This is a genomic window from uncultured Gemella sp. (genome assembly GCF_963525165.1).
Lineage (GTDB): Bacteria > Bacillota > Bacilli > Staphylococcales > Gemellaceae > Gemella.
Window position 1 is genome coordinate 48,842 of sequence record NZ_CAURJN010000005.1, and the last position, 19,771, is coordinate 68,612.

General features: G+C 33.6%; 18 protein-coding genes and 1 riboswitch. Of the genes, 2 read left to right on the forward strand and 16 right to left on the reverse strand.

Translation table 11 applies throughout. The features are described 5' to 3' along the window. Positions 1-33 precede the first annotated feature (33 nt). Positions 34-726, forward strand: coding sequence for a GTP pyrophosphokinase family protein (locus RWQ74_RS01840; protein WP_314396246.1), 693 nt, complete (start codon positions 34-36; stop codon positions 724-726). Between the two features lie 388 nt (positions 727-1,114). Here the strand turns inward: RWQ74_RS01840 and grdD are convergent, their stop codons facing one another. Genes grdD through RWQ74_RS01880 form a run of 8 tightly spaced genes read right to left on the reverse strand, consistent with a single transcriptional unit; the run spans position 1,115 to position 8,710 of the window. Then, positions 1,115-2,257 (reverse strand): glycine/sarcosine/betaine reductase complex component C subunit alpha, encoded by a 1,143-nt coding sequence (grdD, locus tag RWQ74_RS01845; RefSeq protein ID WP_314396248.1) that lies wholly within the window; start codon positions 2,255-2,257, stop codon positions 1,115-1,117. 10 nt (positions 2,258-2,267) lie between these two features. Continuing rightward, on the reverse strand, positions 2,268-3,791 hold the full coding sequence (gene grdC / locus RWQ74_RS01850) for a glycine/sarcosine/betaine reductase complex component C subunit beta (RefSeq protein WP_314159879.1): 1,524 nt from the start codon (positions 3,789-3,791) through the stop codon (positions 2,268-2,270). Positions 3,792-3,844: 53 nt separating this feature from the next. Beyond that, entirely contained in the window at positions 3,845-5,152 is a 1,308-nt protein-coding gene (gene grdB, locus RWQ74_RS01855; protein ID WP_314396250.1) for a glycine reductase complex selenoprotein B, read from the reverse strand. Positions 5,153-5,189: 37 nt separating this feature from the next. After that, positions 5,190-5,651 (reverse strand): glycine/sarcosine/betaine reductase complex selenoprotein A, encoded by a 462-nt coding sequence (grdA, locus tag RWQ74_RS01860; protein WP_314092437.1) that lies wholly within the window; start codon positions 5,649-5,651, stop codon positions 5,190-5,192. Positions 5,652-5,703: 52 nt separating this feature from the next. Then, positions 5,704-6,990 (reverse strand): glycine/sarcosine/betaine reductase component B subunit, encoded by a 1,287-nt coding sequence (locus RWQ74_RS01865; protein WP_314159882.1) that lies wholly within the window; start codon positions 6,988-6,990, stop codon positions 5,704-5,706. A 31-nt stretch (positions 6,991-7,021) separates the two neighbouring features. Further along, positions 7,022-7,339, reverse strand: a complete 318-nt coding sequence (locus RWQ74_RS01870; RefSeq protein ID WP_314396252.1) for a thioredoxin TrxA — start codon at positions 7,337-7,339, stop codon at positions 7,022-7,024. Between the two features lie 33 nt (positions 7,340-7,372). Next, positions 7,373-8,317, reverse strand: a complete 945-nt coding sequence (locus RWQ74_RS01875) for an FAD-dependent oxidoreductase (RefSeq protein ID WP_314396253.1) — start codon at positions 8,315-8,317, stop codon at positions 7,373-7,375. Positions 8,318-8,341: 24 nt separating this feature from the next. Further along, positions 8,342-8,710: a GrdX family protein gene (locus RWQ74_RS01880; RefSeq protein WP_314396256.1), complete on the reverse strand. Its 369-nt coding sequence runs from the start codon at positions 8,708-8,710 to the stop codon at positions 8,342-8,344. A gap of 74 nt (positions 8,711-8,784) precedes the next feature. After that, positions 8,785-8,881, reverse strand: a riboswitch (glycine riboswitch). Positions 8,882-9,273: 392 nt separating this feature from the next. Here RWQ74_RS01880 and rarD point away from each other — a divergent pair. Further along, complete coding sequence (gene rarD, locus RWQ74_RS01885) at positions 9,274-10,191, forward strand: EamA family transporter RarD (RefSeq protein ID WP_314396258.1); 918 nt, start codon at positions 9,274-9,276, stop codon at positions 10,189-10,191. Between the two features lie 40 nt (positions 10,192-10,231). On the opposite strand, the gene RWQ74_RS01890 is transcribed toward rarD, so the two are convergent. The 8 genes from RWQ74_RS01890 to RWQ74_RS01925 all read right to left on the reverse strand — a co-directional run. Further along, a complete protein-coding gene (locus tag RWQ74_RS01890) occupies positions 10,232-10,702 on the reverse strand; it encodes an NUDIX domain-containing protein (protein ID WP_314396260.1) in 471 nt (156 codons plus the stop codon). A 210-nt stretch (positions 10,703-10,912) separates the two neighbouring features. Further along, positions 10,913-11,788 (reverse strand): UTP--glucose-1-phosphate uridylyltransferase GalU, encoded by an 876-nt coding sequence (gene galU / locus RWQ74_RS01895; RefSeq protein WP_314396262.1) that lies wholly within the window; start codon positions 11,786-11,788, stop codon positions 10,913-10,915. 257 nt (positions 11,789-12,045) lie between these two features. Further along, the gene (locus tag RWQ74_RS01900) at positions 12,046-13,383 is read right to left on the reverse strand and encodes a trypsin-like peptidase domain-containing protein (protein WP_314396264.1); all 1,338 of its coding nucleotides are present in this window, start codon (positions 13,381-13,383) and stop codon (positions 12,046-12,048) included. Positions 13,384-14,102: 719 nt separating this feature from the next. After that, positions 14,103-14,636: a hypothetical protein gene (locus tag RWQ74_RS01905; protein ID WP_314396267.1), complete on the reverse strand. Its 534-nt coding sequence runs from the start codon at positions 14,634-14,636 to the stop codon at positions 14,103-14,105. A 26-nt stretch (positions 14,637-14,662) separates the two neighbouring features. Continuing rightward, entirely contained in the window at positions 14,663-15,364 is a 702-nt protein-coding gene (gene pgeF, locus RWQ74_RS01910; RefSeq protein WP_314396269.1) for a peptidoglycan editing factor PgeF, read from the reverse strand. A 179-nt stretch (positions 15,365-15,543) separates the two neighbouring features. Further along, entirely contained in the window at positions 15,544-15,768 is a 225-nt protein-coding gene (locus tag RWQ74_RS01915; RefSeq protein WP_003144479.1) for a KH domain-containing protein, read from the reverse strand. Positions 15,769-15,778: 10 nt separating this feature from the next. Then, on the reverse strand, positions 15,779-18,208 hold the full coding sequence (leuS, locus tag RWQ74_RS01920) for a leucine--tRNA ligase (protein ID WP_314396271.1): 2,430 nt from the start codon (positions 18,206-18,208) through the stop codon (positions 15,779-15,781). 386 nt (positions 18,209-18,594) lie between these two features. Beyond that, positions 18,595-19,771 (reverse strand): C39 family peptidase (locus RWQ74_RS01925; RefSeq protein ID WP_314396273.1); only part of this gene is annotated, 1,177 nt, incomplete at its 5' end.

A 19,771-nucleotide genomic window follows, 5' to 3' on the forward strand; every position in this document is an offset into this window, starting at 1 on the left:
AAATTATAATAAATAATAAAGCGAGAAATGTATATGAAAAAAACACAAATTGAAAAACTAACCGATCAATTATTTTCTATGGAAAATGATAGTTCACTATTAATAAATGAATTAGAGCCCTATGTAGAATTATTTATGCACTACGAATGTGCTATGCTAGAAATTGAAACAAAATTAAATGTTTTTGATAAGGAATTTTCTTTGCACGGAGAAAGCAACCCAATCGAATCTGTAAATACTAGATTGAAGACACCCATGAGTTTAATGAACAAACTTAAACGTTTAGACTTACCTTTTGACATAAATACAATAAAAGAAAATATCTATGATGTTGCCGGCGTACGTGTTATATGTTCATTTAAAAATGATGTTTATAAACTTGTAGATGCCTTAAAACAACAAGATGACCTAACGGTTATAGCTGAAAAAGACTATATTAAAAATCATAAAGATAATGGATATAGAAGTTATCACCTTATCGTAAAAGTTCCCATTTTCCTATCAGATAAAGTAGAACACATTGCGGTGGAAGTCCAGTTCAGAACAATCGCCATGGATTTTTGGGCAAGCTTAGAACATAAACTTAGATACAAGAAAAATTTAAGTGAAGAGAAAGAAAAAGAAATAGCGCGTCGTCTTCAGCTCTGTGCTGAAATAAGCGCCAAACTTGATAATCAAATGCAAAAGGTTAAAGAAATAATAGAAGATAACTCACAATTTCTATAAAGTAAATCCTCTAAGTATTAGTATCATACTAACATTAGAGGATTTATCATTTAAACTTATTTCTCTTCACTATTTTTCACAGAGTAAACAAAGTATATTACTAAAACAACTAAAATCCAGCATCCAAAAATTATCCGTGTTGATAATTGAATTCCATATAATAACATGAAGATAATTTAAGCAAATTTTTCTTTTATTATATTTTTTCAAATAATTAATATAACGATTTTACTTTAATACATTCACAAAATTTTGTAATCTCATATTACTAACTACATAAAAAAACCTTTATATTGGAAATAGTTTTATCCAATATAAAGGTTTTTTATTAATTGTTTAAACCTTACGGCTTTTCCTTCTCTAAGAAACCAATCTGCCTATCTTTAGATTATGAAATAAGCCCTTCATTTTTAAGAATTTCTTCTGCTGAATCTTTCTTATCAGGATTTACTAAAACTATCGGTCCAGTACATCCCATTCCACTCTCAGCATATATTCCATTTTTCCAAAGTAGTTTAGTTGCATCTTCAAGATCTAGAATATCTATACCTGAAATTTGTGCAGTAACTACTTCTTTATCTGGCATTTTTACCTCTTCAGTAGTTGCTGAGCCTTCTTTTTTAACTTTCAATTTAGAAATGAATTCATCAAGTTTAGCTTTATTAGCTTTTTCAAATTCTTGTCTTGCTATTTCGTTTACTTTACCTTTGGCTACTTCATAAGCATATTTCAATGCATTGGCAACAACAGGTGAACCAGATGCTCTTGATAAGATTAAAATTCTTCTATCGTAATCTTCTCCTACACCAGGTCCATATCCAAATCCACTAGCTTCATAATCTCCACCAGTAGTGAACGCTGAGAATACTTTCATGAATAAGTTACCAGTTAATGAATCAACAACCATAACATCAGGAGTTCCCATAAGTAAATCATTACCTCTCATTACAGAACCACCATCCGCTCTTTGAGATGTTGCAAATTCAAATTCATAACCATTCTCTTTAAGGTCTAATAAAATTTTTTCAACTTGTCTAGCACCTTCAACATTCGCTATACCAACAGTAGGATTAGATTTTCCAAGTGATTTAGCAGTTGCAATACCGTAAAGTGTATTTCTTACCATTGCTTCAACTCTGTTAGTAGCTGAAGTCCCTGTTGTTGTTGCAAGAAGCATTTCATTACCTCTTCCAGGTGTAACAACTCTACCAACTGTTGATACACCAATAGGGAAATTATAATGCATAGTTACACAAGAAGCTATTTCCCCTTTATCTAATAGGTCTTCCATAATTTTGTGAGCTTCGTCTTCATCTTTAGCTTCATAAGATTCGAAATCTTCATGTCCCTTACCTATTAAAACTATGTCGAATACAGGATTTTTAGCTAATATTGCACCTTGTAGTAAATTCTCGAAACCATGTTCACTTCCTAAAGTTGTTAAACCAACTTTTAATTTCTTACCAAAGTTACCTGTTTCAATGGCATTAGCTACTTCTAGCAATACTTCTGATATAACTTGTTTACTCATAGTATCACCCCTATTCTTCTAACATTTCTTGGGAAATTTTTCTCATTGATTCTGCAATAATTTTTCTTATTTCATCTTTAGAAATTCCTGCAGATTCTCCTTCTACATTACCGCTGTTTCTTTCAACTACAATAGATACTCCATCAAATAAGTTTGTCATTCTTCCTAAGAATAGACTACCTTTACCTACGATCATAGCACGGTTTTTATCACCTTTTGTTAAGTCATCAATTAAGAATCCTACATAAGGTACTCCTGAAGGAATGTGTCCTTGTGTTGGAGCCCAACCAGGTAAACCTTTAGCTTCGATAAATGTTTTAAGTTCTTTTTTCTCAATATCTCCACGCATTGCAGCTAATGCCGCAATCATTTTGTAGTTAGCTTCTGGAACGTTACCTGCTCCAGCAGCTTTTGTGATGTCTGGGTTTTGCATCTCTACAGAGAATACATCAACATCTGTAATTTTCAATTTAGCTTTATCTAATGGATCAGCTACTAAAGCTCCCATTACAGCTTGTGGTGAAGATCCTGTTCCTACGTTGTGTTTTCCGACCATATCAGTTCTAATGATTGGATTTACTCCATCATTTTCACTAATAAGAACAGCAAATCCACCTAGAACATCTTCTAGAACTGGAAGACCTTTTTTAACGTGGTCTTTACCATTCATACCTAATTTAGCACTTGCTCCACCAGCAACTACTAATACATTTTTGTATACTCCAGCTTTTACTAAAGATGAAGCACTGATTAATGCGTGAGTTGGTGCAGCACAGAAACCTCTTAAGTCAGATCCAGTAGCGTTAACTAAACCTACAACTTCTGCAATTGCTTTAGCGAAGTTACCACCACCACGCTGGTTAATATCCCCACAAGCTTCTTCAGAACATTCTACAACATAGTCAATATCAGCTGGGTTTACACCAGAATTACGTAGTAATTCTAATGCAGCAACAACTCCAGAAGCTTTAACTACTAGATTTTCGAATATAACGTGAGCATTTAAGTTCACATCAACATCGTGAGCTTTTTTAACATAACCAACTACTTTGCCTTCATGAACTAAATCTTCGAATGATTCTTCATTATCACTTAAGTCAGATCCTTCTAATTTTTCGAATAAAGGAGCTAGCTCTTTGAAGTTTTCCTCTATTTTAGGACGAACAGCGGCTACAAACTCTTCTGATAGTTTAACTAAGTCAAAAGCATCACAAAGTTTCATTAATGCTAAAAACTCATCTTGTGGGACAATTTGTCCAAATTTACCGTGTCGTTCACCTTTTTCATCTTTAATATCATACCAAGGCATTGGATATGTATTTAATTGTTCAGGTGTTTTATTACCAATATACACTTGGTTAGGTAAATAGTTAACCACTTCTTCATATGTACGAATATGGTTATTTACTTCTTTTAAAAACTCTGAATCTGGATTCGTAACTCTTTCTACAGAAGCAGTCGATCCATTTCTTACTATCATATCTGGTGTATGAACAAGAATGTATCCTGCTCCCTTAAATACTGGATAATTCATAGCTATATTGTGCTGAGGGTATAAACATACCCTCAGCTCCCCTTTCTTTTTTATTATTCGAATACTGTTTGTCCGTCAACTTCTACAGTTAAAGCATGTAATGCTTTTTCTACAAGTCCACGTCTTAATTTTTTCTCTTCATCCGCTTCTAGTTTTGGATTTCCTAGTGGGTGAGGGATTGCGATAGTTGGAACGATTCTGTTAGCTCCAACTGTTAGAGAAATCGGTACTACTGTACACATGTGAACCACAGGTATACCCGCTCTCTCAATTTCTTTTACCATCGTTGCACCGCAACGAGTACAAGTTCCTCAAGTAGAAGTTAAGATTACAGCATCTACTCCGTCGGCTACTAATTTTTGTGCATATTCTTTAGCGAATCCTACAGCACTAGCTACGGCAGTACCGTTACCTACTGTAGTATAGAATTTTTCATGTAAGCTTCCTACTTTACCTTCTTTAACGAATTCTCTCATTACGTCTACAGGTAATACACGGTCAGCATCTTCGTTAGCGTATACTGGGTCGTATCCACCGTGAGCTGTTTCATGAGTTGCATCAGTTAAATCAGTGAATCCTTCTAATGAATATTCACCATATTTAGATGCAGAAGATGATTCGATGTGGTCTGGGTTTCCTTTTGGAACAATACCACCAGAAGTAACTAAAGCGATTTTAGCTTTGCTTAAATCTTTAACAGCTGGGTTTGGCTCAACTCTGTCAAAGTTAGGCATTGGATATTCTGTTTCGAATTCTTCACCTTTAATTTTCTTAACAAGCATTTCAACAGCACGTTCTGATCCACGTTTATCGCTGAAGAAGTTAACACGGATTCCTCTTTCATGGTATCCTTCTTCTTTTGGAGAAAGGATTTCTTCACCTTTAGCTAATTTTGCTGCAAATTTAGCTAATTTTGGTAAAGCTTTTCTCATACCAGCTGCACTGTCAGCTGTTTCAAGAATATAAACTTCTTTTCTGAACATGTCTGTTCCTGGGTTTTCTACGTACATTGCTGTTACAGCTGGAATTCCTAATTCATCTTGAACAGCTTTAGTAATTGTACCAGCTGCTACCCCGTAACGCCCTGCATTGAATGCTGGACCAGCGATGAATAATTGTGGTTCGCATCCTTTAATCATTTCTAAAAGTTCTGCTTGAACTTTTTCTAAGTTTTCGTTGAAGTAACTATCACCACAAACTACTGCAGCTACTACTTCAAATTCTTCTCCCAATTGCCCTTGTAACTGAACACTAATTGGTGGTAATTCAGTTCTTAATTCTGGTGCAATGTGGGCTTGTTCTTCTCCACCTACTCCAGCGAAGAATTGGTTTATATAATGTACTACTCTTATTTTAGACATTTTTATTTCCCCCTATAACTATTATTTAGATCTTTAATTACTCTCCACGAACATCTTTCATTTCGCTTGCGATTTCATCAATATCTAATACCATTTCCATCATTCCAACTTGATCTTCATAGATAGCTTCATCTATTTGAGATTTAATTTCTTCTTCTACAATGTGATATACAGCAAGATTTAATGCTACACCTGCAAGTGGTCCTGCAAATGTTGGGTCACCTGCTGTTACTGTTTCAGCTGCTAGACCAGCAGCTTCGGCTTCAGATGCACCTAGTAAAACAACAACGTTTTCGTTACCAAATTTTTCGGCAGCTTCTTTAACACGTTTTTGGTTTTCTAAGTCCATAGCCCCTGCAGCTGTTCAGACAAAACATTCAGTAGATGAGAATACTACTTCTAATCCTTCAATTGGTTTTACACACTCTTCAATAGCTAACCCTGGGATACCATCACGGTCACCAATGATAACTACTTTTTTATTAATAAGACTTACCATTATCTTATTTCCTCCTTGTTAAAATCTATAACATTTATTTTTATTTTGCTTACTAGAAAGTTTTAGTACTTAAGTAACCGAAACCTGTTTCGTTAGTAGCACCTGTAATAGCTTGAATTTCAACTTCGATAGTTCCATCTTCTCTTAATGAGTCTTGGTTACCACCAGCGATTACATTTACTACATCGATGTGTCCGATAACTTTATCTAATTTTGGTAATACAACCACTTGGTTAGCATTTCCTCCAGTTACTACTGCATCAGCAGCTACGTCAGCATCAGCTAAACTTTGGCTGGCTCCGTCACGTCCTGCATATTCATCAGTTACGATAACTGTTTTAACTTTTTCAGCTTCAATTTTTTTACAGTTCATGATTAAGTCAGTATCTGGGTTACCGAATCCTTCTTGAGATACGATTACAGCATCTAAGTTTAAGTAACGGCAAAGTTTTGCAGTCCAGTTAGATGAACGTTCTTTATCCATTAAATAAACATTTTCGTTAGTGATGATTACACCTAAGAAGTTAATTTCTTTACCATGTTTTTTGTATAAATCTTCAATAACACCGTTGTTTAAGTGCACATATGTTGGGTTTTTATCACATGCTGATACACAGTTACCACTTACAATTGCACCATCCATGATTTCTGTTGGATATAGAATAGTTGGTACGATTTGTTTAGCATCAACACCATATACATAAGTATCGTGTAATAAACCTTGAGTTTGAAGCATATATACATATCCTACTTTTGGTAGATCTGGATATTCAGCAATTTGTTCCAATAAAGGTTTAGTTTCAAATACTTCTACTTCTTCTGGTTCTAATGAACGAGCTAATTCTGCAATGTAACGAGCAGCTTTGAATCCGATATAGCGAACTGCTTTTTCGTGTTCGTGTTGTTTAACTCCTTCTTTAGGCTCAGCAATAACGATTAAGTTATTTGTTTTAGAGAATGGAGTATAGTCAGCTCCAACTCCAGTCATGTCGATAATACCTTCTTGGAATCCTACGATTTTACCAGTAGTTACAACAGCCATACCTTTAAGAGCAATTGTACGACCTTCACCAACAGTATCTACTTTTGAAAGGATACCTGGGAATATTCCTCCACGACCTTCAACTTTTACACGAGGTTCAATTACATCCTTAACTGGTGTAATACGAACACTCTCACCTGGACGAGCAATTTCTAAATCAACAGATTCAATTGCATCATCCTCGAAAACAGCTTTTACAAGCTCTTCTTTATTTACATATAATACGTTTGCCTCGATTTTTGATTCTGCAGCAAATTGTATATCTTTAATATGGATCTTTCCTAATTCAAGACGCATACCTAATACCTCCCCATTGAGTTTATTTTTTTTATAAATATTTGTTAATCATAGCTTCAATATTCGGAACAGTAGCTTCATCTTTAGTTACTTCTTCGACTTTGCTTCCATCTTTATATATGGCTATTGTTGGTAACCCTAAAACTTTTTGTTTGATTGCAAGTCTTCTTGCTTTTGTTGTATCTAGAGCAGCAAACTTAAGTTTGTCTCCGTATTTGTCTGCTAATTCATGTACACTTGGCATAAGTGCTTTACATGGTTCGCATCCTTGGCTCCAAAAGTCTACTAACACGTATCCTTCAGCTTCCAATACTTCACTCTCAAAGTTTTCTTTGTTTAGTTCTAACATTGCCTTTGTCTCCTTTTTTTATTTTTTTAAATTTTATTCAAATTTCTCAGCAATATATTTTTCTGCAGTGATTGCTGCTACAGCACCATCACATACAGCTGTTACTACTTGACGAATTTCTTTTTGACGACAGTCACCAGCTACATATACACCTTCAACATTTGTTTTAGTGTCTTCTCCAGCTTTAACATAACCACCTTCAGTAAGTTCAACTTTTCCTTCAAATAGTTTAGTTTGAGGAACATATCCAATGAAGAAGAATAATCCCATAGTTCCGTCTTCTTCGTCAGCTTCTACCACATATTCTTCACCTGTAGCTACATTTTTCAATTTGATAGCTTCTAGAATTCCATCACCAATTGCTTCAAGAACAACTGTTTCAGTTCTAATTTCGATTTGTGGGTGATTTCTTGCTTTTTCAGCTGTAATTTTTTCACAGTGAATATCTTCTTCAAAGTGAATGATTGTTACTTTACGAGCAAATTTAGTTAAGAATAGAGCTTCTTCTACAGCACTATTTCCTCCCCCAACTACGAACACTTCAAGTCCATCGAAGAAGTCACCATCACAAGTAGCACAGTAAGAAATACCTTTACTTTCTAATTCTCTAACCCCTGGAATATCTAATTTTCTTGGAGATGCTCCAGTTGCAATTACTACTGCTTTAGCTGTGTAATCACCACTTGTACAAGTAACTATTTTTTCGTCCCCTTCAAGATTAACATCTAGTACTTCTTCTTGTTTGAATTCAGTACCGAAGTTTTTCGCTTGTTCTGCCATTCTCGCTGTTAAACGTGGCCCAGTTGGATCTTCAATCGCACCAGGATAGTTTTCTATCATGTGAGTGATTGCTGCTTGTCCCCCATTTTTTGATTTTTCTAGAACCAAAACATTTAATTTAGCACGAGAAGCGTATAACGCTGCTGATAAACCTGCAGGTCCAGAACCGATAATAATTACATCATAATGTCTACTCATAATTATTCTCCTTTATTTATTTTTTTATAAAATTCTTTTTATCGCATTTAATAGTAAATCGTGATCGATAACACTGAAATCATCTTTTACTCTATCCGTCCACTGAGGAACTTCTTTATTTTTTCTAAATTTTTCAAAAGTTCCTACCGCTTCAGAAATTAAATTAATAGAAGCAACATCTAATTCAGTATTTTTTCTAATAACTACTGACCTGTAAATTGTTTCATTTGGTTTAACACTTCCATATAAAGGATGTGTTACAACTTCCCAATTTTCATGAACGTAGTCTCTAACTTTTTTTAATATATCTAAGTATTCAACTTCATGGTATTCTACTTCGATATCTCTAAAATTTTCTTTCAAAAATCTTGGATTATTTGTTATCAATTTCATAGCATCCCACCTAAAATAAAAACAACACAAAGAAAGCTAGTTAGCTCTCTCTCTGTTGACTTGCTTCAGAGTTCTGTCATAGTACAGTCTTTTTACCTGAGAATTTCATTAACATCCGCCAAATGTTAACTTGTACCTTCGGTGTCCATTGTCCTCTCCCGTACTAATCATACAGTTATCTTTTTCATACCCTTATTTTATACTATTTCTATAAAAAATGGAAGCCCTTTTTTTATTGACTTCATACGTTATAAAAAATATATTAGTATATGTTTCTTCTGAAACTAGCATTAAATCCTCTTCAAAAGTGTTATATAACTATTTCTAAACTTAAACCACGGAAATATTTTCATTTTTTCTAGATTATAGTTTTATAAATTAAGATATCGTCCATCTTTGAAAATCCCATTGCAAAGCTTTTGAAAATAATGAAAATAACTTATCTATAAAAAAATATTAGATTTTTTCTATAAATTTTAATGCGTAGCTATCTATTTTCATTGAAATATATAAACTTTTCCGTTATACTTATCATACATCCACTTTAGATAAGGAGATATAATATGAACAACACTCATAAAAGTTTACTATCTATCCTCGTTTGTTATTTTTCTTGGGGATTATTTCCTATATATTTTAAATTACTAAAAGAAATAGGCGCATATGAAGTTCTTGCACTGAGAATTATATGTTCTTTTGTTTTTATGATTATCATAGTAGCAATTGCAAAAAATAAAAAATCTATTTTAAATGAAATAACTACTCTCTGGAAAGATAAGAAAAGTGTCTTATTATTAGTACTAGCCTCATTTTTAATAACATTAAACTGGCTTACATATATAATAGCAGTTAACACCAATCATGTATTAGAGGCAAGTTTTGGATATTACTTAAATCCAATCGTAACAATTATATTAGCCGTAGTATTTTTAAAAGAGAAATTGACACGTACGCAAACAATAGCGTGCCTATTTGTTGGAGGTTCATTAATATACCTATTTATTTCGCTTGGATCTCTTCCCTGGATTTCTATATTATTAGCACTAAGTTTTGGACTTTACAGCTTATGTAAAAAGAAAATTGTCCTTAGTCCGAAAGCAAGCTTACTTATAGAAACAGCTATTGTTTCTCCTATCGCGCTCATTTATATGGGATATCTTTCAACAAGTAATTCAATTACATTCTATTCTTTTGGAACAGATATACTAATCTATTCATTATTGTCTGGGGTAGTCACCGCAGTTCCTCTAATGCTATTTGCTAAAGGAGCTACAGCAATTCCACTATACATTTTAGGTATTCTCCAATACTTACCACCTACAATGCAATTCTTCATAGGAATCTTTGTATACGGAGAAGTATTAAGCGTTCAGAAACTAATATCATTCTCAATAATTTGGGTAGCTGTAGCAGTATTCTGTTATTCTGCAGTTATTTCAATGAAAAAACAAAACTTAATAAATGAAAGTCTTAACAAATAATAAAAAGAACTTATCCATGAAAAAATATGGATAAGTTTTTTTATAATATTGTCCAATTTTTATATACTTCTTTATCTAAGGTAGTTTTATCATTACTTAGTTCCTGTTGCAATTTTAAAATCAGCGGTGATGAATTCTTTATATCTAATTTTTCTAAGTCAATCCAATATATTCCACTAGAATCATTTAGTTCATCTTCCAACTTTTCTGAAATTACGTCTTGCCGTTCAAGGTTAACATCAACATCATAAAATACCATAATATGGTGTACGGTTCTATTAATTTCCTCTACAAAGATATCATAAGCCCTACAGTTGCTATAATCATTTATCTGATATCCTGTTTCTTCTCGAAATTCTCGAGCTAAAGTTTCTGTGAGTCCCTCATTTTCTTTTTGACTACCTCCAGGCAAGTCAAATCTATTTTTATAAGGACCTCTCACCTTTTTTATACATAAAAGTTTATTATCTTTAATGCAAATCCCATAAATTCCAATGTGATTAATAACCATAATATGCCATCCTCAATTCTTCAAAAAGGGGCTGAGCCAAAAGTCCTAAATTTTAACAAAGTGTATATGAGAACTCATAGACGCAGTAGTTTATTGATATCTAAATTCGCTTTATAAAAGCTTTTTAGATATCTAATAAACTGTGCGGGGGTGACTCTAAAAAATCGATTTCTCCGAAATCACGATTTTTGAGTCACTCCCGCTTTAACCTTATTCTAATTCTGCTAATTTTGCTTTTAGATATGGCACTAAATCATCTTTTAGATCAGATTTAAGTGCAAAGTCGATAGTAGTTTTAACAAATCCAATTGTTTCCCCTACATCGTAACGTTTACCTTGGAAATCATATGCATAAACATTTTCTTCTTCATTTAACATTTGGATAGCATCTGTTAATTGAACTTCACCACCAACACCTACTTGTTTTTTAGCTAAGTGTTTAAAGATTCCTGGGTTAAGAACATACCTTCCCATAATCGCTTGATTAGATGGCGCTGTTCCTGGAGCTGGTTTTTCTACGAATTTTTCAACTTCATATAGATGCCCATCTTGTCCTTTAGGAGCGATAACACCATATCTGTGTGTTTGATCTTCCGGAACTGTTTGAACACCAATTACAGAACATCCTGTTTCTTCTGCTTTATCAATAAGTTGTTTAATCGCAGGATATTCATCATTAATTACAACATCATCACCTAGTAATACTGCGAATGGCTCATCACCGATGAAACTACGAGCAGTTAAAATCGCATCTCCTAGTCCTGCCATTTCTTTTTGACGTACGTAGTGAATATTAGCAAGCTGCGTTGGATACTTAACTTTCTCTAACATCGCTAACTTACCTTTATTCTCTAATTCTACTTCTAACTCCACGTTTCTATCGAAGTGATCTTCAATAGCTCTTTTTTGTTTACCAGTTACAATAATTATATCTTCAATTCCAGCTTTTACCGCTTCTTCAACTATATATTGAATAGTAGGAGTATCGATAATCGGAAGCATCTCCTTAGGTAATGCTTTAGTTGCAGGAAGGAAACGTGTACCATATCCTGCAGCTGGAATAATCGCTTTTCTTACTTTTTTCATTTATTCACCTATATTCTTTTTTAAAAATTTTACAAATTAATAATAACACATTTTTTTTATTTTGACAACTCATTCTAGATTTTTCAAACTATATAAATAACATTTTCGATTTCGCGCTTTAGTCTATTCCCAATGAAAAAAATTGATATTATAATTTTTTAGAACTTTCATTATTATTCTCTTGCTGTGTTTCGAACAATTTTCAAACAAAAATGAAAGGAAACTTAGGATGAAAATTCACCCCAAGTTTCCTTATTCTACCTTGTATTTATTGCTTGAACGACTACATTTGTTGTCTGTTCTTTACCATTTCTATAATAAGTTACTTTTACAGTATCTCCAATTTTTGATTTCTCAAATAAGTATTTTCTAACTGCAGCAACGTCTTTTACTTCTTCACCATTTAATTTTGTAATGATATCATATTTCTCTAAACCTGCTTGAGCTGCTGGTGTACCATTCTCAACATAACGAATTACTACACCTTGTTTACCTCCATAATTCAATTGAGATTTGACTGTATCACTATCAACAGTGTTCACAGATACTAGTTGCACACCTAGTGCAGGTCTAATCACTCTACCCGACTGTTCTAATTGCTCAGTAATAAGTTTCACTTCATTTGAAGGAATACCAAATCCAATACCCTCAGCACTTACATTAGACGTTGCTTTCGCAATTTTAGACTCATTAATACCAATAAGTTTACCTTCACTATTAATTAATGCCCCACCACTATTACCTGGGTTAATGGCCGCATCTGTTTGAATTACAGTTTGGTTCCAGTCGTTTTTACCATCTCCATCAACATCCATTGGAATTTGTCTATTTACAGCCGATATAATTCCTTTTGTAACAGTATTAGATAAGTTAACATCTAAAGGCGATCCGATAGCAAATGCTGTTTCACCAACTGCGATTTTATCACTATCAGCAAAATCCATCGTTGTAGTTACATTATCTCCACTAATTTTTAATACCGCAAGGTCTGTCCAAACATCAGTCCCGACAACTTCCGCATTTACATTAGTCCCATCACTTAGAATTACAGATAACTTCTTAGCACCATTAACAACGTGGTTATTAGTTACAACATATGCTGTATTTCCTACTTTTTTATAGATAACTCCACTACCGCTTGAAGCAGCTTTTAAATCACCAGAATCATTACCAGATTTGCTAGAACCTCCTAAGATTGACTCTAGGCTGTTATTTGAATTGCTTTGATAATTCACGATTGACACTACTGCATCTTTTGCTTTTGAGATTGCATTAACTGTAATTTGTTCATTATCTTTATCTTCTTTTGTAGCTGTTACCGAAGAATTCAGAGCCTTACCAGTTCCCATTACCGCTTGCGCACCAAAAACACTGGTAGCCCCAAGAGCAAACGCTGCAAAGACTGTTAAGAATAGTTTCCCATAGTCACTTTTTTGTTGAACAGGTATCTGAACATTATCTATTTCTTGAGAATTTTCGTAATTGTTGTATTGAGAATTTTCTACACTATCATAATTTTGATAATTATTATGTTCATTATAATTTCCTTGATTATTAAATTCTTCATTATTTTGGTTGTTATTTCTATTTTCCATAAGAATCCTCCTTTTAAACCTCATTTTTATTATTTTAAGGTTAAGATTATTTTACTTATATTTTTATAATATCAGTAGCAACTTAAACGAAGTTTAAAGAAAAGTTTAAATGTACTTAAATATTTCTTTTATATACATTACTTCTCTTTCTTATGATTTAAAGTCATATATTGTAAAAATCTAAATGTATTAAATAATCCACAAAATATTATTAGGTAGTAATATATAAACACTTTATCCGTATTATAATTGATAATGAAATATATTGAAAAAATTACAAATACTATATTCAAATATAAAACTAAATAAAAATCTTCTAGCTCTTATAAATAATATTAACTGAATAACTAAAATCACAATAAAACAAGCTATTATTACTTTTATATTTGTATCAGTAAAGTATTTCGGGAATTTATAAACATTCCTGAATAATATATGTCTTATCATACCCATCTTTCTTTCTGAAAAATAATACCACCCCGAAATCATTATCAATAATAAAATTTCTAATAGCATAAATAGGAAATATAATTTTCTATATTTTATCTTACTCATTTTTTATCTCCCTATACTAAATTTTGTTCATGACTCTATATATAAATTATATGAAAAAAATACGTAGGATGCAACATTTCTAACCCAACGAAACATAAATGAAAAATTCAAACGTAATTCATGCTTGGATTCAAACATGACCGAATTACGTTTGAAGTTTATCTTTATACTAACACTATATATTTTTTACAGATATCCGCAAAGAACGCCTGCACATCACCTACTTTAAGCATATCCTCTTGTTCTTGATCCACAATATAGTTCTCACTAGCTTCCATAACCGCAAGAAGTCGTTTGAAAGTATCAGCAAATAGTGCTTCATCTTCATTTAGTAAATAGTTGAAGTTTTGTTCAGCAAAAAATGGAACGAAAACCTCTCTAAATGCACCTTGACGTATTCTACCAATAAGTTTTTCACCACTTGCTGTAACGAATAACTCTCCTTGTTTTTCTACAAATTCCTTCGCTTTTATGTGACTAGAAAAAATCTGGAACCCTTCCGCTTCTTTGTACTCTCTAAAAACTGGAATTTTAAGACCTTGTTCTTCGTAAAGTGTTTTATCGATTATCACGAAAACCTCTTCTAAATCCCAAAATTCTTTCGCTATATAATAAAATGCTACACGCCATCTACTATCACTTTTCGGCAACCTTTTAAATGTAGCTACTTGTTCTACTAATTTAATATCTTTTTCCAATACTGTTTCCTCTATTCTACGTGAATTTAATCTAATTGAATTATTGTTCCAATACGTTTTGAAGTAGCATTGTCCAGCCTATATGAGAAAAATTTATCATTATCTCTTACCGTACAGAAATCAATAATTTTAATGTTATCTTCTAGTATACCACATTTTTTCAATAATTCTTTATTCAATTTCCATAAATCTAAATAATATTTACCATCAACTTCTTTATAATAATTTGGTACTTCTAAAACAGCGAATTTTTCGATAAGATCATAAGAAACTTCATAATTATCCACACTAACTGACGGTCCTATAATAGTCTTAATATCCACTACCTTACAGCCGTACTTATTGCGCATGATGCTCACTATTTCCCCGGCAATATTCCCATATGTCCCACGCCAACCTGCATGAGCTAAGGCAATAACACCTTGCTTTTTATCATAGAAAACTACAGGCACACAATCAGCTGTAAAAATCAACAGAGGTGTCGCCTGTAAACTAGTAATTAAACCATCCGCTTCCTTTCCATTATCAGCAACATCATCTCCCGATTCTACAATACGAACGTCTGCCCCGTGAACCTGAGTATTATAAACTATGTTATCATGATTAAATCCATATTTATCGGAGAAGTTTTTCATATCTTCACTACTCTTCGCATCTACATTCCTGTTAGTAAATGCTATTTTTATATTTTCATCATTAAATAAATATCCATCAACTATCTCTTTCATAGGACCTCCTAAATTAACACTAATAATATCATACACAAAATTAACGATTATGTCTCATTTCTCTACTCTCTAGAAAATCATCAACATCAGAATCTTTTCCATCCCTTGATTCTTAAGTTAACAAAAATAGGAATCTGAAAAACATCTATCTTTCAGACTCCTATTAAACATTTATCTTATTATTCTACCAAATCTAAGTAAACTTTTTTACTAAATGTTGTTGAATTTAATACTGTACGGATTGCATTAATCACTGTACCTTTTTTCCCTATAATACGCCCACAGTCTTCTGGGTGTACTGTTAAAATGTAATGTTCACGTGCATTTTTAACGAATTTTTCGATTTTAATTTCATCTTTATGCTCAACAATTTCGCTAACAATACTATAAATTAATTCTTCCATGTCTCTCTCCTTATTTAGCTACAATATTAACTAATCTTCCGGGAACAACAATCACCTTCATAACTTGTTTTCCTTCGATTAATTCTTTTACTTCTTCATTAGCTAGAACGATTTGTTCTAATTCAGCAGGTGTTAAGTCTTTCTTAACATCTAATTTAGTTTTAACTTTACCCATAAGTTGAACTACGATTTCTACAGTATCACTTACAAGTTTGCTTTCATCAAATGTCGGCCATGGTGCGTATGAGATTGACTCAGTGTTACCATAAATTTCCCACATTTCTTCAGCAAGGTGAGGTGCAAATGGTGCAAGAAGTTGGATAAATCCTAACGCATATTTACGAGGGATGTATTCAGCTTTATAGCAATCATTTACGAATACCATAAGTTGTGAAATAGCTGTGTTAAATCCAAGAATCTCAATATCTTCTGATACCTTCTTAATAGTGTAGTTATAGCTTACTTCTAATTCTGCATTATCTTTATCTTGAACTTTATCATTTACTTTTCCAGTTTCTTCATCTACGAATAAACGGTATACTCTATCCAAGAAACGACGAGAGCCATCTAGTCCATTTTCACTCCATGCGATAGAAGCATCTAATGGTCCCATGAACATCTCATAAACACGTAGTGTATCTGCACCGTGAGATACGATAATATCATCAGGGTTAACTACATTACCTTTAGATTTAGACATTTTTTCTGGACGACCATCTTTACCTTCAGCAAGAATCATACCTTGGTTGAATAGTTTTTGGAATGGTTCACGACTTGGTACTAATCCTAAATCGTAAAGTACTTTGTGCCAGAAACGAGCATATAGTAAGTGAAGTACTGCGTGCTCTGCTCCACCGATATAAACATCTACAGGTAACCAGTATTTTAATTTTTCTGGATCTGCGAACATTTCATCATTATGTGGATCGATGTAACGTAGGTAGTACCAACAAGAACCAGCCCATTGAGGCATTGTGTTAGTCTCACGTTTACCTTTTTTGCCAGTTTCAGGATCTACTACATTTAACCACTCTTCGATATTTGCAAGTGGAGATTCTCCTGTTCCTGATGGTTTAATGTTATCAGTTTCTGGTAGTAATAGTGGCAGTTCACTATCAGGTACTGTAGTCATAGTACCATCTTCCCAGTGAATAATTGGAATTGGTTCTCCCCAGTAACGTTGTCTTGAGAATAACCAGTCACGTAGTTTGTAAGTAACTTTACTACGTCCAACTTTATTTTCTTCTAAGAATTCAATAACTTTAGCGATAGCTTCTTCGTTGTTTAATCCATTGATGAAATCAGAGTTGATGTGTTTACCATCACCGTAGAATGGCACAACAACTTCACCATTATCTTCGATAACAGCTTTGATTGGTAGATTAAACTTAGTTGCAAACTCATAATCACGCTCATCGTGCGCAGGAACAGCCATAACAGCTCCAGTTCCGTAGCTTGCTAGAACGTAGTCGGCAATCCAAAGTTCTACTTTTTCACCATTTACAGGGTTAATCGCGTAAGCTCCTGTGAATACTCCTGTTTTATCTTTGTTAAGATCTGTTCTTTCAAGGTCAGACTTACGTTTAACTATATCAAGGTACTCCTCAACTGCAGCTCTTTGCCCTTCAGTAACAATTTCTTCTACAAGTTTGTGTTCAGGTGCAAGTACACAGTAAGATACGCCAAACACAGTATCAGCACGTGTAGTAAATACTGTAAATGCTTTATCAGTTCCTTCAATTTTGAAGTCAATCTCAGCACCAACAGATTTTCCAATCCAGTTACGTTGCATAGCTTTAAGACTTTCTGGCCAATCAAGAATATCTAAATCAGCAAGAAGTTTTTCAGCGTAATCAGTAATTTTTAGTACCCATTGACGCATTGGGCGACGCTCTACAGGGTGTCCTCCACGCTCAGATTTACCATCGATAACCTCTTCATTAGAAAGTACTGTCCCTAATGCTGGACACCAGTTTACAGGTACTTCATCAACATATGCAAGCCCTTTTTCATAAAGTTTTTTGAAAATCCATTGTGTCCACTTGTAGTAGTTAGGATCTGTTGTATTTACTTCACGATCCCAATCATAAGAAAATCCTAATTCTTTAATTTGGCGACGGAACGTATCAATATTAGTTTTAGTAAAGTCTCTTGGATCATGACCAGTATCTAATGCATATTGTTCAGCAGGTAATCCGAACGCATCCCATCCCATTGGATGAAGTACATTATACCCATTTGCTCTTTTATATCTACTTAAGATATCAGTAGCAGTATACCCTTCTGGGTGACCTACGTGAAGTCCAGCTCCTGATGGATAAGGGAACATATCTAATGCATAGAATTTCTCTTTTGTATGATCATCTAATGTTTTAAATGTTTTATTTTCATCCCAATATTTTTGCCATTTTTTCTCTATAACTCTGTGGTTATATACCATAATTTAAGCACACTCCTTCGCTTTCAAGTTCTTTAACTAATAGTATACCAATTTTAATGAGTTTTAGCAACAACTGTTATAATTTAGTGCAAAAATAATGAAATGGGAGTGACTCAAAAATCGTGATTTCATAGAAATCGATTTTGTCGAGTCACCCCCGCACAGTTTATTAGATATCTAAAAAGCTTTTCTAAAGCTATTTTAGATATCAATAAACCACTGCGTCTATGAGTTTTCACATGAACTTTTTTTAAAATCTAGTACTTTGGGATTAGCCCCATTATAAAACTATCAACAACCTATCTTATAAATTTAATATTACAACAAAAACGACACAGGAAAAGAGATTTTTTAAAAATCAATATTCTTGCATCGTTATATATTTATTATCCGATTGCTATAAACGCCCCACCGACATTATTATCATAAGGGTTAGTACTTCTTTGGTTCCAGATAGTATTGATATCATACCATCTTCCTGTAGTATTAACATTATCTGGGTCCATTGCTTTAGTTTTTCCATTACTGTATCCAGATAAAGCAATTGCATGTGAAGTTCTACCTGTAGCAAAAATACCATTTTGCACTGCTGCATGTACAGGTTTTCCACTTTGTAATGCTGCGATTAACTGCTCTTTTGTAGTAATAACACTATATTTATAACCGTAAGCTCTGATTGCATATGCTGCCCCTTTTGCTGATGTTCCTAATCCACCAACGTTCATTTCATTAGTATTGTTATAGATTGTATCAGCTACTGCTGTTGGAAGAACTTTTTTCCCTAGTCCATTGAAGACCATAGCTAGTGATGTTGGTACACATCCACTTTTCGCCATTGTCCCAAGACCATATCTTCTATTAGCCCAACGGTAATCTCCTTGATAGTATTGAGGCATATTTAAAGCCGGAGTATTTTTGTTCGCTTTAGCGTAGTCTGGTACCCATTTACCACTTGAATCCACGTAGTAACGTCCATTATCTACCCACGCACTCTTAGCCATTCTACCATCAGCTCCTAGCCAATAATTTCCTACCCACTTATTACGTGCTAATGAACCATCTTTTTCATAGTAATACCATTCTCCACCATTACGTTTTTGCCAACCTAGTTCGTCATTTATGATAACTTTTTTCTTAATAGATGGATCTTTTTTACCAGATTTATCCACGTAGAAACGATCGTTGTCTACCCAATTATCTGTTACCATCTTACCATCTTTTCCTACCCAGTAAGTATCACCAATCCATTTACTACGAGCTAATGTTCCATTTTCATAGTAGAACCAGGCGTTGTCTTCTTTCACCCATCCTTGTTTCTTCTCTACAGGTTTTGGCTCTTCTTGTTTTTTAGCATCTTTTACCCATGCTCCATTTGGTCCTACGTAGTAACGTCCGTTGTCTACCCAGGCACTTGTTGCCATTTTTCCATCGGCTCCAACCCAATATGTACTTCCAATCCATTTGCTACGAGCTAATGTTCCATTTTCATAATAGAACCAGGCGTTATTTTCTTTCACCCATCCTTGTTTCTTCTCTACAGGTTTTGGCTCTTCTTGTTTTTTA

What these genes read in the sequence shown, in the direction of transcription:
- RWQ74_RS01865 (WP_314159882.1), bottom strand. Translation starts at nt 6,990, where the DNA reads ATGCGTCTTGAATTAGGAAAGATCCATATTAAAGATATACAATTTGCT.
- galU (WP_314396262.1), bottom strand. Translation starts at nt 11,788, where the DNA reads ATGAAAAAAGTAAGAAAAGCGATTATTCCAGCTGCAGGATATGGTACA.
- RWQ74_RS01880 (WP_314396256.1), bottom strand. Translation starts at nt 8,710, where the DNA reads ATGAAATTGATAACAAATAATCCAAGATTTTTGAAAGAAAATTTTAGA.
- RWQ74_RS01900 (WP_314396264.1), bottom strand. Translation starts at nt 13,383, where the DNA reads ATGGAAAATAGAAATAACAACCAAAATAATGAAGAATTTAATAATCAA.
- RWQ74_RS01840 (WP_314396246.1), top strand. Translation starts at nt 34, where the DNA reads ATGAAAAAAACACAAATTGAAAAACTAACCGATCAATTATTTTCTATG.
- RWQ74_RS01915 (WP_003144479.1), bottom strand. Translation starts at nt 15,768, where the DNA reads ATGGAAGAATTAATTTATAGTATTGTTAGCGAAATTGTTGAGCATAAA.
- pgeF (WP_314396269.1), bottom strand. Translation starts at nt 15,364, where the DNA reads ATGAAAGAGATAGTTGATGGATATTTATTTAATGATGAAAATATAAAA.
- RWQ74_RS01875 (WP_314396253.1), bottom strand. Translation starts at nt 8,317, where the DNA reads ATGAGTAGACATTATGATGTAATTATTATCGGTTCTGGACCTGCAGGT.
- grdC (WP_314159879.1), bottom strand. Translation starts at nt 3,791, where the DNA reads ATGAATTATCCAGTATTTAAGGGAGCAGGATACATTCTTGTTCATACA.
- RWQ74_RS01870 (WP_314396252.1), bottom strand. Translation starts at nt 7,339, where the DNA reads ATGTTAGAACTAAACAAAGAAAACTTTGAGAGTGAAGTATTGGAAGCT.
- rarD (WP_314396258.1), top strand. Translation starts at nt 9,274, where the DNA reads ATGAACAACACTCATAAAAGTTTACTATCTATCCTCGTTTGTTATTTT.
- RWQ74_RS01890 (WP_314396260.1), bottom strand. Translation starts at nt 10,702, where the DNA reads ATGGTTATTAATCACATTGGAATTTATGGGATTTGCATTAAAGATAAT.
- leuS (WP_314396271.1), bottom strand. Translation starts at nt 18,208, where the DNA reads ATGGTATATAACCACAGAGTTATAGAGAAAAAATGGCAAAAATATTGG.
- grdD (WP_314396248.1), bottom strand. Translation starts at nt 2,257, where the DNA reads ATGAGTAAACAAGTTATATCAGAAGTATTGCTAGAAGTAGCTAATGCC.